At 44.3% G+C, this 15,362-nt stretch carries 13 protein-coding genes; 9 read left to right on the forward strand and 4 right to left on the reverse strand.

Annotation, left to right across the window (positions count from 1 at the left end; genetic code table 11):
• The first annotated feature begins 17 nt into the window (after window positions 1-17).
• Genes AACU28_RS00110 through dsbD form a run of 5 tightly spaced genes read left to right on the forward strand, consistent with a single transcriptional unit; the run spans window position 18 to window position 4,964 of the window.
• Window positions 18-482 carry a TlpA family protein disulfide reductase gene (locus AACU28_RS00110; RefSeq protein WP_102344489.1) on the forward strand — a complete coding sequence of 155 codons (465 nt, stop codon included), beginning with the start codon at window positions 18-20 and terminating at the stop codon, window positions 480-482.
• Window positions 482-982, forward strand: a complete 501-nt coding sequence (locus AACU28_RS00115; RefSeq protein ID WP_102500749.1) for a DUF4266 domain-containing protein — start codon at window positions 482-484, stop codon at window positions 980-982. Before AACU28_RS00110 ends, AACU28_RS00115 begins: the two co-directional genes overlap by 1 nt.
• 49 nt (window positions 983-1,031) lie before the next feature.
• Complete coding sequence (locus tag AACU28_RS00120; RefSeq protein ID WP_102500750.1) at window positions 1,032-2,258, forward strand: DUF3570 domain-containing protein; 1,227 nt, start codon at window positions 1,032-1,034, stop codon at window positions 2,256-2,258.
• The gene (locus tag AACU28_RS00125; RefSeq protein WP_121602061.1) at window positions 2,248-3,171 is read left to right on the forward strand and encodes an FAD:protein FMN transferase; all 924 of its coding nucleotides are present in this window, start codon (window positions 2,248-2,250) and stop codon (window positions 3,169-3,171) included. Before AACU28_RS00120 ends, AACU28_RS00125 begins: the two co-directional genes overlap by 11 nt.
• The gene (dsbD, locus tag AACU28_RS00130; RefSeq protein WP_121602062.1) at window positions 3,168-4,964 is read left to right on the forward strand and encodes a protein-disulfide reductase DsbD; all 1,797 of its coding nucleotides are present in this window, start codon (window positions 3,168-3,170) and stop codon (window positions 4,962-4,964) included. Before AACU28_RS00125 ends, dsbD begins: the two co-directional genes overlap by 4 nt.
• Before the next feature lie 82 nt (window positions 4,965-5,046).
• On the opposite strand, the gene AACU28_RS00135 is transcribed toward dsbD, so the two are convergent.
• Both AACU28_RS00135 and AACU28_RS00140 read right to left on the reverse strand, forming a co-directional pair.
• A complete protein-coding gene (locus tag AACU28_RS00135; RefSeq protein WP_102450534.1) occupies window positions 5,047-6,207 on the reverse strand; it encodes a phosphotransferase in 1,161 nt (386 codons plus the stop codon).
• A gap of 11 nt (window positions 6,208-6,218) precedes the next feature.
• On the reverse strand, window positions 6,219-6,503 hold the full coding sequence (locus tag AACU28_RS00140; protein ID WP_065607935.1) for a GNAT family N-acetyltransferase: 285 nt from the start codon (window positions 6,501-6,503) through the stop codon (window positions 6,219-6,221).
• A 274-nt stretch (window positions 6,504-6,777) separates the two neighbouring features.
• Here AACU28_RS00140 and AACU28_RS00145 point away from each other — a divergent pair, with 274 nt between their 5' ends.
• Window positions 6,778-7,524 (forward strand): flagellar brake protein, encoded by a 747-nt coding sequence (locus tag AACU28_RS00145; RefSeq protein WP_004732802.1) that lies wholly within the window; start codon window positions 6,778-6,780, stop codon window positions 7,522-7,524.
• 186 nt (window positions 7,525-7,710) lie between these two features.
• Here the strand turns inward: AACU28_RS00145 and AACU28_RS00150 are convergent, their stop codons facing one another.
• Complete coding sequence (locus AACU28_RS00150) at window positions 7,711-10,071, reverse strand: Lon protease family protein (RefSeq protein WP_017083022.1); 2,361 nt, start codon at window positions 10,069-10,071, stop codon at window positions 7,711-7,713.
• Between the two features lie 240 nt (window positions 10,072-10,311).
• Between AACU28_RS00150 and AACU28_RS00155 the strand changes: the two genes are divergently transcribed.
• The 3 genes from AACU28_RS00155 (at window position 10,312) to hxpB (ending at window position 13,790) form a co-directional block, all read left to right on the forward strand.
• Complete coding sequence (locus AACU28_RS00155; protein ID WP_102569103.1) at window positions 10,312-10,806, forward strand: hypothetical protein; 495 nt, start codon at window positions 10,312-10,314, stop codon at window positions 10,804-10,806.
• Window positions 10,807-10,818: 12 nt separating this feature from the next.
• Window positions 10,819-12,447: an ABC transporter ATP-binding protein gene (locus tag AACU28_RS00160; protein ID WP_121602063.1), complete on the forward strand. Its 1,629-nt coding sequence runs from the start codon at window positions 10,819-10,821 to the stop codon at window positions 12,445-12,447.
• Between the two features lie 683 nt (window positions 12,448-13,130).
• Window positions 13,131-13,790 carry a hexitol phosphatase HxpB gene (gene hxpB / locus AACU28_RS00165; RefSeq protein WP_121602064.1) on the forward strand — a complete coding sequence of 220 codons (660 nt, stop codon included), beginning with the start codon at window positions 13,131-13,133 and terminating at the stop codon, window positions 13,788-13,790.
• Between the two features lie 745 nt (window positions 13,791-14,535).
• Here the strand turns inward: hxpB and AACU28_RS00170 are convergent.
• Window positions 14,536-15,264 carry a hypothetical protein gene (locus AACU28_RS00170; protein ID WP_121602065.1) on the reverse strand — a complete coding sequence of 243 codons (729 nt, stop codon included), beginning with the start codon at window positions 15,262-15,264 and terminating at the stop codon, window positions 14,536-14,538.
• Between the last annotated feature and the right edge of the window lie 98 nt (window positions 15,265-15,362).

The raw sequence follows: 15,362 nt of genomic DNA on the forward strand, positions 1-15,362 counted from the left end.
ACAATATGGAGAAAAACATGTTTACACGAGCCCTAGCGCTATTGGCGCTGTGCCTTTCTTTACCTGCATTGGCTTATCAAGAAGGCGATTCTTTATCACCAGACGTCATCGAAAAACTTCAACTCAACAAGGATGAGCTGACCATTGTCGACTTCTTTGCAGAGTGGTGCGTGTCTTGCCGAGAAGAGCTACCCGAAGTCAATCAACTCTACACCGAACTCAAAGGCACAGGCGTCACATTTAAAGGCGTGGACGTTGATGAAGATGTTGAGGTTGGCTTGGCGTTTCAAAAACAGCTCGGACTGGAATTCCCTGTTGTTAACGACCCTGAACAAGCATTGATTGCCGAGTTTAAACCTATCGGCATGCCAGCGCTTTACTACATCTATCAAGGAAAGGTTATCAAGATTCGTTTTGGTGCCATTAACCACATTAGTGACGTCATTACTGACGACCTCACCAAGATGGGAGTGCAACTGTAATGCTAATCAAAGTCACCCTTGTTGGGCTACTCGCTATTCCAATGATGGCTAATGCCACGCTAGAACTCGACCTCAGCGGTCTGGGCAAAAAGCCCGCTGAACAGCAAACAAGTAATAGTAGCGCAAAAAACGAAGGTCCTATCGTTGAAGAGGAGATCATCTCCAACACCGTTTATTCAAGTGGCGGTGATTATTCAAACCCAGAAGCGAAACGTGCAACCAGACGAAACATTGAAATGGTGAAACCCAAGGCAAAGCAACTGGTTATCGAACAGAAAGCACCAGAAGAGAGTAACAAACCTTCTGCTTTGGCTTTCGTTGATGAGTTCCTTGGTATTGAACCTGTAAAGCCTTGGGAAAAAGGCACATTGGCTCAAAAAGAGATGAAACCCGGTGGCACTGTGCCTGAATTCGACGTCTTTTCTGAAAAGGTGTTCGCTTACAAACAAGGTTCCGTCGGCGGCAGTGGTGTTGGTGGCGGTGGCTGTGGTTGTAACTAACCGATCCATCAACGAAAAAATCAGTATTTAAAAACAAAATAAGAAAAAAATGAAAAAATTACCAATTACGCTGCTGAGTGCAGCGGCAGTGGCTAACGTGGCATTAGCTGAAGATCATATCTCTGTTCATTACCTTAGCTATGAGGAATACGATGACAGAGTATCAGCCAATGACACCATGGTTTCGATTGAAAAAAGTATCGGCTTAGATTGGACACTCAACGCAGAAATAAGCTACGACAGTGTTTCTGGCGCCTCACCAGCGTGGGGACCAACGACACCTCTTGCTTCGAATGCCGACCAGATAAATCGCGCCCTAAAAACTCAACAGGCACAGAATAAAACCGACGAGGTTATTCGTGCAGGCTACGACCCTCATCGCAGTGGCTATGAAATCCAAAAAGTAGGCCTTGAAGACACCAGAAAATCCATCAGCTTAAGCGCGACCTATCGCGACACCTTACGTAATGAATGGACCTTAGGTGGCAACGCATCTCAAGAAGAAGATTATGAAAGCCTTGGCATTAACGCCAAAGGTTTGGTCTATGCCGATAGCACTAAAAACCGCTCTTACAGTCTAGGTGGCTCTGCCCTTTTCGATCAGACTCAAGCGTTCGGCAAATACTCGTTGGCTTCATCAAACAGCCAGAGCTGGGAAGACATTTTCACGGGCAGTTTAGAAGCCGGATTATCACAAACCTTCACGCCGAATCTATACAGCATTTTTACTGCTTACACGGGTTACCGTAGTGGCTATTTGAGCAATCACTATTTAACGGTTCTGCGTGAAGTCGATATCAACGACGACGGAAAGATCGATGATGATGAAGTGTTCTTGGGACAAGATTCTCGACCGGATACGCGACTCTCTGGCGGTATTAATATCCAAGCTTTTTACTCATTGTCCGACAGTCTAAAAATCCGACCAAGATACAAATGGTTCATGGATGATTGGGGCGTAATGTCTCACCAGTTAGGCGGCAAATTATCTTGGCGAGTGAGTGAATGGTTAACCTTGGCACCGGGCTATTTCTGGTACACGCAAGATGCAGCCGATTTCTATCGCGATCCAAGTAGTACCGATCCTTCTTTTGCATCGTCAGGCTACGCAACTTCAGACCTTCGCTTAGGCAACTTCACGGCCAATGCCTATGAACTAGGGGCGAGTATCAAGGTACATAAGAAGTTACGCTTAAATGCGCTTGCTGCGTACTACGAACAAAGCAACGGTTTTGAAGCACAGTGGTGGGCTGTTGGAGCAACCTATGAGTTCTAACCTGCCCTTTGTACATCGCTTTCATGCCATGACCGTACCGTGTGAAGTGCAAATTTTGTCGATGAATTTGGCTAACTTTCCAGAGGCAAGCGCAACAGAAATAGCGACTGAGATAGAGCAAAACACACACCGATTGGAAGACAAATATAACTTCTACTGCGACGAATCATGGCTAACACAATGCATTAATCAGCGAGCATCATGTGATGTCGAACTCGATTCCGAATCTGCCGAGGTTTTTCAACATCTCGACCGATTAAGTCAACTGACCTTCGATACCTTTGATACTACGGTTGGCAGCATCAAACATCTTTTAAAACAAAAGCCGAAGATGTTGCACAGTCATGCTTTCCAAGCCCTGTCTTCTGCTTTGGGTAAGCAAGCGTGGGAGCTGAAAGGGACTGTCGATCTACAAAAGACAAGGCTACACGTCCCTGATTCCCGTACTCGTTTCGATTTTGGCGGCGTCATCAAAGAGTACGCCGTCGACCAAGCCGTAGCGATCGGAAAACAGCTCGGCGCGACGTCGATGTTAGTGAATTTTGGTGGTGACATCTATGCGTTGGGAACCAAACCGGACGGCTCGGCATTTAACATTGCTGTATTGGATCCAAGAGACAACAAGACCCCATTTTTCGCCGTTCCGTTAACGGACGCGGCGCTCACGACTTCGGCTCACAGTGAACGCCAAGTGCAATTTGGTGACAAGACCACTTCTCATATTTTGTCAAAGCAAGATGTCGAGCAGAAGATCCTTTCTGTTACCGCTATCTCGTCGTCCACATTGGAAGCAGGCGTGCTCAGTACTTCACTGACATTGAATCCCAACATATCAGTACCTGAAGATAGCGCTGTTATCTACATCGACGATCAATTACACATTCACCAAAACACGGAGTTCCTTCATCCATGAAGTGCTACCTACTTACGTTAATTTTATTGTTTAGCGGATTGTTACATGCTCAAGAAAACGAGTTTCTTCCCGTTGAAGAGGCCTTCCCCGTCACATGGGAAGCCACAGACCAAGGCGCGGTCATCAGCTTTGATACCCACAAGGGTTACTACCTGTATCAATCTCGATTTTCGTTCAAAGGGGAGTCGTCATTATCAACGTTAGAACCGAGTTATTCGCTGCCAGGTGAAGAGAAAGAGGATCCTAACTTTGGTAACGTCATCGTGTTTCACGAGCCCGTTACCGTTACGGTTCCTTACTCAGGAAGTGGGAAACTCACCGTGCGTTATCAAGGCTGCGCAGACAAAGGACTTTGCTACCTGCCGCAAAAGTTAGTGCTCGATTTACCGATGCTCGAAACCGTAGCTGAAGCCCTAGTTGAGGATCCATCAAACTCTCTATATCAAACCCTAGGTGAGATCAGTGAAGATACCAATAGCTTATCTTCGTTCCTATCCCAAGCGGGCAAGTTACAAGCACTCCTAGTATTCTTCCTACTTGGACTAGGTTTATCACTGACCCCATGTGTACTGCCGATGATTCCGATTTTGGCTAGCATCATCGGTGGCGAAAAAGCGATGACAGGCAAGAAAGGTGCGGCACTCTCCAGTTCCTATGTTCTGGGTATGGCGACCAGCTATGCCATGACGGGGATCTTAGTCACCACCTTGGCAAAAGGCGTCAACCTGCAAGCCGCGATGCAACAGCCTTGGTTGTTAACTAGCTTTGCAGCGGTTTTTGTTCTGCTCGCATTAGCAATGTTCGGATTCTATGAACTCCAACTGCCTGCCGCCCTGCAGCAAAAGCTCAACAGCGGCTCAGACAAGCTTGGCGGCGGTAAGATCGCCAGTGTCTTTGCCATGGGCGCAATATCAGCCTTGGTTGTGTCACCTTGTGTCAGTGCTCCATTGGCTGGTGCGTTGCTGTACGTCTCAACAACTCAAGATTGGGTGTTTGGCGGAGCGACTCTGTTCGTTATGGCGCTTGGTATGGGCATACCGCTTATCGCGATCGGCGCAAGTGGCGGGCGTCTGTTATTAAGAAGTGGCGCGTGGATGGTTTCAGTTAAGCAAGTGTTTGGCGTGCTGCTATTGGCTGTTGCTATCGTGCTATTAAGCCGCTTTATCGCTCCATCGGTCATTATGATCTTATGGGCGCTGCTCGCCATCGGTTCTGGTGTACATTTCGGTGCTTTAGAAGCCGCACAACCGGGTTGGGCGCGTACTCGTAAGTTCTCTGCTTTGCTACCATTGAGCTATGGTTTAATTTTGTTTTTCGGATTTTTCTTAGGTAATACAGACCCTCTGAACCCACTTGAAAACAGGGACTCAGTCCAATCTATTGCCGTCACTCCCTTTGAAAAAACAGACTCTATTGTTCAGCTAGAACAACAGTTGCAAACCGCAGCGAGCAGCGACCAAAAGGTGCTTGTCGACCTTTACGCAGATTGGTGTGTGTCTTGTAAAGTGATTGAAACCAACGTGTTCAACGACCAACAAGTGAGCCAAAAACTTAAAGAGTGGAAGACAATAAAGCTTGATGTGACAGAAAGCTCTCCAGAGCAAATGGCGTGGCTCAATGATAAGAATGTATTTGGCCCTCCAGCGATTTTCTTTTACTCACCCGCCAGCGGTGAAATAGAGCCTGCGCGAGTCATGGGGGATATTGATAAAGAAGGGTTCAATAACAAACTCAAACTTGCCAATAAGCTCGCTTACACACGAACGACAGAAGCTGACAGCCTAACGAATTAAAAACACACGCTAGATAAAATCAAAATCGCCCAATCATAAATTGGGCGATTTTTTCTTATTTGGTTTGCAGATATGAGGCAATTTATTCTGGGCTTTCTAGCTGCTCAATAACCGTTTGAGTCAATTGCTCAGTATACGGGTTGATCTTCCAATGATCTGGACTCCAACCTTTTACAAAACGTTGAAAATCAGCCCACGCCACATAGAACATTGGTCGCCATGCGGCTTTGATTTCATCAAACGAAAGCTGTGGCTGATAGTACGCCAATGCCTCTTCCAAGTATCGGAAGTAAATCTCTAACATCTGTGATTCAAGCTCTGCGCAATCTTGCGGCCTCACCGCACTGCTCATAAACAGAGCTACGTCTTTCATCGCACAACCATGACCCACATATTGAAAATCGACGGCAGCTGCGTTTTGGCTTTCTGAATCAAAACAGAAATTGGCAAGCTTGGCGTCGCCATGTACCAAAGTTGGATACGGACATTCTTTTAGTAAACGGTCGATGTGCTTGGCTTGGTTCTTCAATGGTAAGTCGGCCAAGGCATTAAACTCATCAGGGCGTGTATCTAAATGCCAGTAAGTACCTATTTTCCATAATGATGCAGACTGCTCTTGGTCGATATGGATATGCTTCGCATGAAAATTAGCAAGCCACTTTAGGCAAGCATCGAGTTGTTTTTGCTCTTCTAGTGTGTAACCAGAAGCCCGTTCAAGCTGAGTCTCTTTGGTTGCCAGATCGTCAGAAGCAGCAAGCACATCAAACTGAGAGATCAACGGAAAGCCGATTTCAGCCAAGTCTTGCATCACAATCAGCCATTCATTCTCTTGTTGCTCACAATGCAACCCTACAGGTACAGGGCAACGCTCATCCCACTGTTGGGTAAACGACTGATACCAAGCCGTTTCCACTTGGTAAGAGTGCACCTTTCGTTGGTGAGAGAGTTTGGTATTCCAACCCTTTGGGTGTTCTGCTTTATCTGGCAACGCGACATGTTTAACAATCACACTTTTCAGTTCAGCATGGCCTTCTTGAGAAAAGACCAAGCGAACTAACTCGCCATATCCACCCCACAGGCGTTGAATCACTTGAACATCAAACCCTTGGTGACAACCCAACGAGGTCGCTATTTTTTGATAAAGCTCATTTTGATAAAACTCTTGTTGATAAAGCTCTGGCTGATTTTGACTTGAACTCGCTTCAGGTTGAGCCCGATTATTTGACGATATTGATTGAGACATATTACTCGTTGCTATGCTTTATCAGATAGAAGATGTGACCACTGTGGCTGCCTATTCATGTAGTGAACGACATAGCTACAAACTGGCACAATTTTGAAGCCTGCTTGTTCAATTTCAAGCAAGATCGACTCCATCATCACCTTGCCAAAGCCCTTGCCTTGTAGTTCATCAGGGATTCGTGTCGAGGTGATATGTAGTACATCTCCGTCCTTTTGATACTTAACGACCGCGAACTGGTTGGGTTCTAGCTCAACTGTGATCTGGTTCACTTCTTGATCCCATTTTACTGCCTGCATTCTCAACTCCTGCAAATAATTGATACGACAAACAATAAAAGTTTGAAGTATGAGTTCCTTGTAATAGACTAACGCAAGTGCATATAAATAAAACTAAGTACTTACAAACAAAGTAGTTAATTCAGTGCCATCGGCTTAATATAAAAACAGCAATGATAAAAGGCACTCTATAAATCTATGTGAGTACGCCTACTCAATCTAGCACGTAATAACCCCTTGTTAGCAAGTTACCAATATAACTAACAGACGCATGTTGGCGCATGGAGAATATATAATGAACGCACCACTGAAGAAGCCTTTGGAGCATAATCAGGCACTTCAAGACCCTCGTAACCGCACCGTTTCTACGATAAACAGCACCGATGCACTGGCCATGATTGAGCACGGCAGTGAGCTGACATTGAATGTCTCGACTCCGGTTGGCACTAAGTTTCTCGCCACCACCAAATTTATCGGTACGCACAGTGATAACTGTATTGTGGTTGAGGTTCCCGAGGTATCCAATGAAGATCTGAATTTTTTCTTTCAAGAAGGTTTTTGGATGACCGCTCGTGCCTATTCTCTACGAGGTGAAGGCGCACTTATTCACTTTAGAAGCCAAATTCACCATAAGATTGGTGAACCCTTCCCTATTCTTGTACTTTCGACACCAAGCACGATGCAAGTCACTCAGCTGCGTAAAGAAACACGCTATGAAGTGAACTTGGCTTCAAGAATTATCTTCAACGACCAACGAGCAAACTGTGAGATAAGAGACTTATCGAAAAGTGGTTGTCGTTTTGTGACCTCTCCGACCTCTCGTGCAATTCAGATTGCCGATCGAGTGTCTATCGAGATTACACCTGAAAACTACAATGGCCCTCTTATCCCTCCATTGAGAGGCATCATCTGTAATCTGCAAAAATCGACGCACTACGCTCGATACGGTGTGGAATTTGATGATATTGGCCGCGCTAACGCTAAACACTTGTTGGCAAAATTGAAGTTCGATGGCACCAAGCTCTGCTTACGAAACGGTTAAGATCATTTAACACGCTGCGCTCGTCTAATTCGTAAATTGACCAAATACAACTCACTCACGAGCAAAGTCGCAACCAATAAAAAAGCCATCGACTCTAGAATCGATGGCTTTTGCGTTTTGGCTGTTTTTATCTGTTTATCTGTTTATCTGTTTATTTAGGCATAAACTAGCTAACTAGCTATACAGCTATTTACGCAGTGCGTTCAGTTTAGCTTGAGCGATACCAAAGATAGTATCAATTGGATAGCTACCCTCATCACTTGCCTCACCTGCGGCTTTGCCTGTGAACAGTTCAATCGCCTCTGTGACATGGTCAATCGCCCAGATATTGAACTCGCCTTTTTCAACTGCTTTCACGATGTCACCGCGCAGCATTAAGTTATGAACATTCGATCGTGGGATTATCACCCCTTGTTCGTTTGAACGTCCTTTGATTTCACACACATCAAAGAAACCTTCAATTTTCTCGTTCACACCACCAATAGGCTGAGACTCACCGAACTGGTTCATTGAGCCGGTAATCGCAATATCTTGGCGGTTTGGCTGCTTAGAAAATGCAGACACCACCGCGCAAAACTCGGCCATACTCGCACTGTCACCATCGACGCCACCGTACGATTGTTCGAAGGTGATGTTAGTGGTGAGCGGGACTTTAGCTGTCTTACCAAACACTGAAGAAAGATAAGCCGATAAGATCATCACCCCTTTCGAGTGAATACTGCCACCTAGGTCTACGTTTCTTTCAATATCAATCACTTCACCATCACCGTAAGCTGTGGTAGCCGTGATTCGGTTCGGCGCACCAAACATATGATCGGTTGTGCTGAGTACAGAAAGCGCATTGACCTGCCCAACCGCCTGACCATCAACATGGATTAGCGTTGTACCGTTAGTGAAGGTTTCCATTACGCTGTCTTGTAGTCGTCCGACACGCATCTGTTGGTTAGATAACGCTTGGTCGACGTGCGTTGCACGAATCAAGTTCGATTTTGAGCCTCTCGCTACGTAGTTTGACTCACGAAGCAGATTAGCAATGTGTGCTGAATGCAGCGACAACTTACCTTGGTCACCCGCCTGACGAGAACTGTGCTCAATGATGCGAGCAATCGCTTTGCGGTCACAATGCAGCATGTTGTTGTCGTGCACGATGCTCGAAATGAAGCGTGCATAATGCATTTCAGAATCCGCAGTACGCTTCATCTCATCTTCAAAATCGGCTGTGACACGGAACAGTTCACCGAACTCCGCATCGTAATGTTGCAATAGTTGATAAGTACGGTAATCACCAAACAAAATGATCTTAACGTCTAATGGAATGGGTTCTGGATCAAGCGATACCGCTCCCGTTAACGTGACCTCTTTTTCTAATGAAGTGAAGCTCAATTGACGCGAACGTAGCGCGCGCTTCAAGCCTTCCCAAACATAAGGCTGTTCGAGGACTTTAACCGCATCCATCAACAACACACCGCCATTGGCTCTATGTAAACTACCAGCGCGAATCAATGAGAAGTCCGTAAATACGGTACCTTTAAAAGTTGCCGTCTCGACATAGCCAAACAGAGAGTGATAATTCGGATTCTCTTCAACCACGATCGGCAGCGTCTCCTCCTTCTGGCTCACAATCACGTTAACCTTGTAGCGACGTGGCATTTTCTTATCCAAAGAGGCGGTCGCAACTTCTGCTTGCTCTGTGCTCTCTTCCAAGAAAATATCTGCGTTGTCGACAATGTCTTTACGCAGTGCCGTCAGGTATTTTTTGATATCTGGATATTGGCTGTAATCTTGCTTCAATTGCTTGATGAAGTGCGTGATCACATCTCGCGCCGTATCATCATTAAGCTTTTGAATTTTCTCTGTATACGTCTCTTCAAGCTCGGTCAGTTCGCGAGAAATGGTTCGTAGACCCACTTCCAATCCATCAATGGTTTTATCGAACTGGTCTTGCTCTTCCGGCGAAAGCAGATCAAAGCTCTCTTCGGTATGAAGATCATCCCCATTCATTGCGACAAACTGGTAATCCCCCTGAGTGGTAATCGTCAGGTTGATGCCCTTGTCTTTCGCTTCTTGGCTAATTGTTTCGAGTGCAGCTTGTTGCTTCGTGGCCAATTGGTTTTTAAGCCTATCTGCACGGCTAAAGTACATCTCATTGTCGAATGCGAGCGGCATGGCTTTAAGCAATTTACGCATCAGCTTTTCAATGTCTTGCTTTAAGCTGCTGCCCACGCCACGTGGCAACTTGAGTACCTTCGGTGTACGAATATCTTCAAAGTTCGCGATATAACACCAATCAAAAAGCTCTTGGACCTCTTGAGTGTGTCGGTTTAGATAGCGCAAAATCATGGTGCGCTTACCCAAACCATTTCGCCCTATCGCATAAATGTTGTAACCCTTTTCCTTGATTGACATCGCGAACTCAACGGCCTTTTGTGCACGTTCTTGCCCGACGATTTCGTCAATTGGAGCCAGTTCTTTGGTCGACTTACATGGTAGCTTATCGAGTTCCGCTACCTTATACAGCTGTTCTGTATTGAGTCTTTGCATCGCCATCGCCGCCTCCTTAGTCCTTCATTACTTGGGTGTAGATAAAATCAGTGTAGATGTAATTTCCTATAAATTTAGTGACTTACGCAACATCGCTGTTCAACTGAGCAAATAACGCACAATTTGAGCCATTTTTAAGAATAACCGGCCATTTTATTTGCCAACCTAACATGTGAATGATTTTAATTTGCATTTGATAATAAATATCATTAACATTTTCAGATATTATAAATTGAGGATGTGGATATGGAAATTGAACGATGCTGGATGCACTACCTAAAAGCTGAACAGTTAATGGAACAAGGTCACTGGCCAGAAGCACAGCGCCTGTATGGTGATGTTCTAACGTCTCTTCCTCACCACATCCAGGACGCTGCATACCAAAGCGACATCAAGCCCTGCCAATTTGCCTGTCTACTTGCAGGGCTTAGAGACGCAAGTGTCGCTCAATCAGAGATTTTCAACCGTTTAGGCCATCATCAGCAAGCCTTCGACACCTTGAATCAGTCTTACGCACTGATGCAATTTATCTCTCTCGAAAGCACAGAACTGATCCAACGCACCTATTCACTGCTGGAAAAACAGAGTGAAGATCTACTCAATCATTTGATCGCTTTTTGCAGTGCTCAACGCAGTTCGTATTGGATGCTCGAACTAGAACAAATTCAACGTGCTCATCACTATTTTGGGCAACTTAAAACCACGTCAGAAGTGAAATCTTCACCTAATGTCTTAAATTGATAAGGATATATCATGTCGGACCGGGCCATTCTTAAAGTAAATAACCTCTCCGTTAGCTTCACAACCAATGATGGAATCATTGATGCGGTAAAAAAGGTTAACTTTACCCTTAATTCTAGCGAAACCTTGGCCATTGTTGGTGAATCAGGTTCAGGTAAATCAGTCTCTTCTAACGCACTCATGCGTTTGCTCCCTGATAACGCCATCATTGATGCTCAATCTGAAATAGAATTTGAGGGGCAATCAATACTTGGCAAGACTGAACGAGAAATGCAGTCGATTCGTGGCGACAGAATCGGCATGATCTTTCAGGAACCGATGACCTCTCTCAACCCATACCTGCGCGTGGGCACACAAGTGGCTGAAGCCATTATGTGTCATCGCAATGTATCGAAATCAAAAGCAAAACAGCGTGTGCTAGAGCTCTTCAATCTTGTGCACTTACCAATGCCAGAACAGGCTTACAACAAGTATCCGCATGAGTTTTCAGGCGGTCAGTTACAGCGCATCATGATTGCGATGGCTTTGATCAACGAGCCCGACATTTTGATTGCCGACGAACCCACCACCGCATTGGATGTGACCGTACAAGCGGAAGTGCTTTCTCTTATCAAAGAAATCCAAAACAAAATGGGCATGGCAATTTTGTTCATCACCCATGACCTTGGCGTCGTGAAACATTTTGCCGACCGTGTTTTGGTGATGTGCAAAGGTGAGCTAGTTGAAGAAGGGATGACTCAAGCCTTATTCGAGAATCCAAGACACGATTACACACGCATGCTGATTAACTCGATTCCTAAAGGCGCTAAGGTTCCTGTTGAGGCGTCAGCCCCAGAGCTATTGTCTGCTGACGATATCCGAGTTCAGTTCTTGGTTAAATCACATTTCATCAAGAGTAAAAGTCAGTACTTCGAAGCCGTAAAAGGCATTTCGTTGAATCTTAAACAAGGCGAAACGCTAGGCATTGTGGGGGAATCAGGGTCAGGTAAATCGACCCTTGGACGTGCATTAATCGGCTTGCTGCCAAGTACCGGACGTATTGTTTACAAAGGCCAAGACGTTAGCTTATTAAATGATAAAGAGCGTCACAAGCTCAAGAAAGATGTCCAAATGGTGTTCCAAGATCCTTATGGTTCTTTATCACCACGCATGACAGTTGGGGAAATCATCACCGAAGGCTTAACGGTGCATCAACCTCATCTATCCAAGCAAGAACGTTTAGAAAGAGCGCGCAAAGCATTGATTGAAGTTCGCTTAGAGCCGAATTCAATAAACCGTTATCCTCATGAGTTCTCTGGCGGACAAAGACAACGTATCGCGATTGCTCGCGCGCTGATTCTTGAACCTTCTTTCATTTTGCTGGATGAACCGACTTCAGCACTCGATCGCTCAGTACAACTGACCGTGATTGACCTGCTGAAAGACATTCAAGCCAAGCACAATATCGGCTTTCTGTTCATCAGCCACGACCTCTCTGTAGTGAAAACACTGTCAGATCGCGTATTGGTGATGCAGAAGGGTGAAGTGATGGAAGAAGGGTCTGCAGAAGAGATTTTCAATGCACCGAAAAATGACTACACCAAGAAGTTAATCGCAGCGTCATTCGACTTAGAAAATAAATCGAAAAAAAATGCGGCGTAACGGGAACTAATCAACATTAACAGCGTCTTATAAGTACATTCTGAATAATCTCCTAATGGATTGAAATCTAGAATGGATATAGCAAAACTGGTTTGGCCGCCAAAAGAGAAATGTCGCATGGATGCGACATTTTTCGTTTCTGGCGTATATGAAAAATCAACTCAGTGATTATGAAGGTTTGCTAAAATTGACGGACTTTAAACAGGGTTAGCTGGTAGTTGGGTCACAGTCGCTGAGCGGCTTCGCTCAACTCGTTTTTGGACAAAACCTTGTTACGAATCCGTGGTGATTGCGAGATCTTGGATAAGTATTGCTAAGGTGATTTATTCAAAACACCTACGAACTAGTGGTTAGTTTTACTCATCCACTACATATCGAAAATGACACGGACTTACCTATTGGCAACAGAGCACAAAGCTCTTGACCCGCTTCGATAGTTCAGTAAACAGGGTTCTATCAGCCTTTCTCTTTTTTAAACGGACAAGGTGCGTAAGTTTACCGATTTTTTCAATGTGTCCGCTTCGAGCACTCTTTGGTTGATTATAATCGAACGAGAAGACACAGTGCTCTTAGGTATCTAATCCAGTAAACTTTGAAAAACAATATGTCGTTTAACACAGTGTCCGGTCTATCTGGTGTAGATCAGTAAATTAATATTAAAAAATCTAGAATGGAGTATTCTTATGGGCTATGCCGCAATCTTCGATATGGATGGGTTACTGATTGACTCGGAACCCTTTTGGAAAGAAGCAGAAAAAGAGGTTTTTTCGTCTGTTGGCGTCCAAGTATCGGAGCAATTAACAAATAAGACGGCAACGATGACAACTCGTGAGGTAACTGAATTTTGGTTTTCACTATACCCTTGGACAGAAAAAAGCTTAGATGAAGTTGAATATGCGGTAGTTGATAAAGTTGAAGCATTGATACTAGAACGTGGTGCAGAATTGGCAGGAGTCACCAGCCTGCTTAATTTTTTAAAAGAAAAAGGTTTTAAAATAGGTCTATCAACCAATTCACCTTATCGGCTAGTACCTGTAATTTTAAAAAAATTAGGTATTCATCACTATTTTGACGCTATATCTTCTGCTGATGATGTTCTCAAAGGAAAGCCAGCCCCTGATGTATATTTAGTAACTCTTCGGAAATTGGATATAGATGCAAAAAAATGTATTGCATTTGAAGACTCCTTTTCAGGGCTAATTGCTGCAAAAAATGCTAAGTTAAAAACTATCGTTGTACCCCATGCTGAATTATACGATCAAGGTAAATTTGATACTTCCGACTTAAAGTTACGCAGTCTTACTGAGTTTGACGAGAAACATTTGAAAACACTGTTGGTCTAGATTTTGATAGTAAAGTCACATTAATATTACACCCATACTCTAATTAAACGGGGTTGTTGCAATTAATCAGAGAATGTAGTTCTACCCAGTTATGGCTACGGCTTTTGTTGATCCAGATGAGCTTGCGGAATGTGAGCCAGTAATACCTGAAGATGAGGTAGTGTTGTTCCCTTATGGCATCGACTTTGATGAAGACGATGATGAGTAGTTCGCTACCAACAAAATAACTCATAGAGCAAACTTCCTCCCTACTACTGGGAGGAGGTTACGCCTTACCTCTTGTTTGGACATTAGTTGTATTAGCTCATCTAATGCAAACTTTACTCGTTTGAAAATGCGTTACAATGATTCGGGGCAGAAACGAGTCAGCTATTTAGCTAAGCTGAGACCAAGTACTACGGCGATAGATTTCGAAGTTTTGGGTACTCTCGATCTCAAGGGAATAGGGCAGCATTTTAGGGGCAAGTGCAGGTAGGATGAGTTTGTTAAACCACACACGGGTAGGAATTCAGTCTGTGAAGGTTTTGGACAGAAGCTAGTTAGATTAAATCGGCTAGACTCCCACTTTCAGATAACTTTTCGTATCCAAAAACATCAAAGACCACCATTGTTTGCGGTGGTCGATTTGCTCGGAACTGGAAAAATCTGTCACCCGATATGTTTAACTCCAGGCTAAATTTGATTTTCTAGTATGTATGCAGTACGTACCAGTATAAACTCCTACCTCGACCTATCACACCGTTATTTAGCTCATAAGCAAGTCCATTCTACTCATCTCAACATTAGCCTTACCCGATATAAATGCGTTTCTTTGAGCTTCGTAAACTTCCATACACTTACTATACTGCTCTTCCCTTAGTTTGTTTGTATCAACAAATGTCTTAACAACACCAGCCTCAACTCTGGTACAGTTTAAATTACTAATGGATGTAAGGAAAAACATGCCAAGTAACTCATCATTATCACCCAAATACGGCTTGGCAATGTCCACCTCATTCAATCCTGGAGTTCTCCACTTTTCTTCAATGTTGATGGCGAAGTCTTTCTCAGGGCAGAAAAGATACTTTGTCACTGAGTGAATGGCTTTAGCAATCCCCAGCCTTGGTTTTTTCATTTGTAGCCGTAGGATTAGTCTCTCAACTGAGTGGACCGAAAACCTAATATTGCTGTCATAGATGGACAACACGCCATTTACCCTGGCTATGTATGCACCAGCGAACTTCAGGGAGCTTTCATCGAACAGGACAATCATGCCATAGATGTTTTTCTCATCGATGTAGAAGCCTGACATTGTTTTATCTTGAAAGAGATTCTTTACCTGCTTTCTGAGATTCTTTTCGCCCTTCTCTTTGATGTGTATCTTCTTGAGGTTTTCAACGCATTCCCTTTGTAGAAACTTTCTTGCCTTTACTGAATACTTCTGATCAATAGGAAGTGTCGGGTCCAAAACAAACTTATTAGCGGTAGTGCTCATACTTCATTCCATTTCTGGTGTTGGTGGAACATCAACAGCCACAATTATTTTGTCCATATTTGTGGCCTGTGACTGTTATCTTTGGGAGTTACGATTCA

Origin of the sequence: Vibrio sp. SBT000027 (assembly GCF_963894355.1) — a bacterium.
In the GTDB taxonomy this organism is placed as follows: Bacteria; Pseudomonadota; Gammaproteobacteria; order Enterobacterales; family Vibrionaceae; genus Vibrio; species Vibrio splendidus.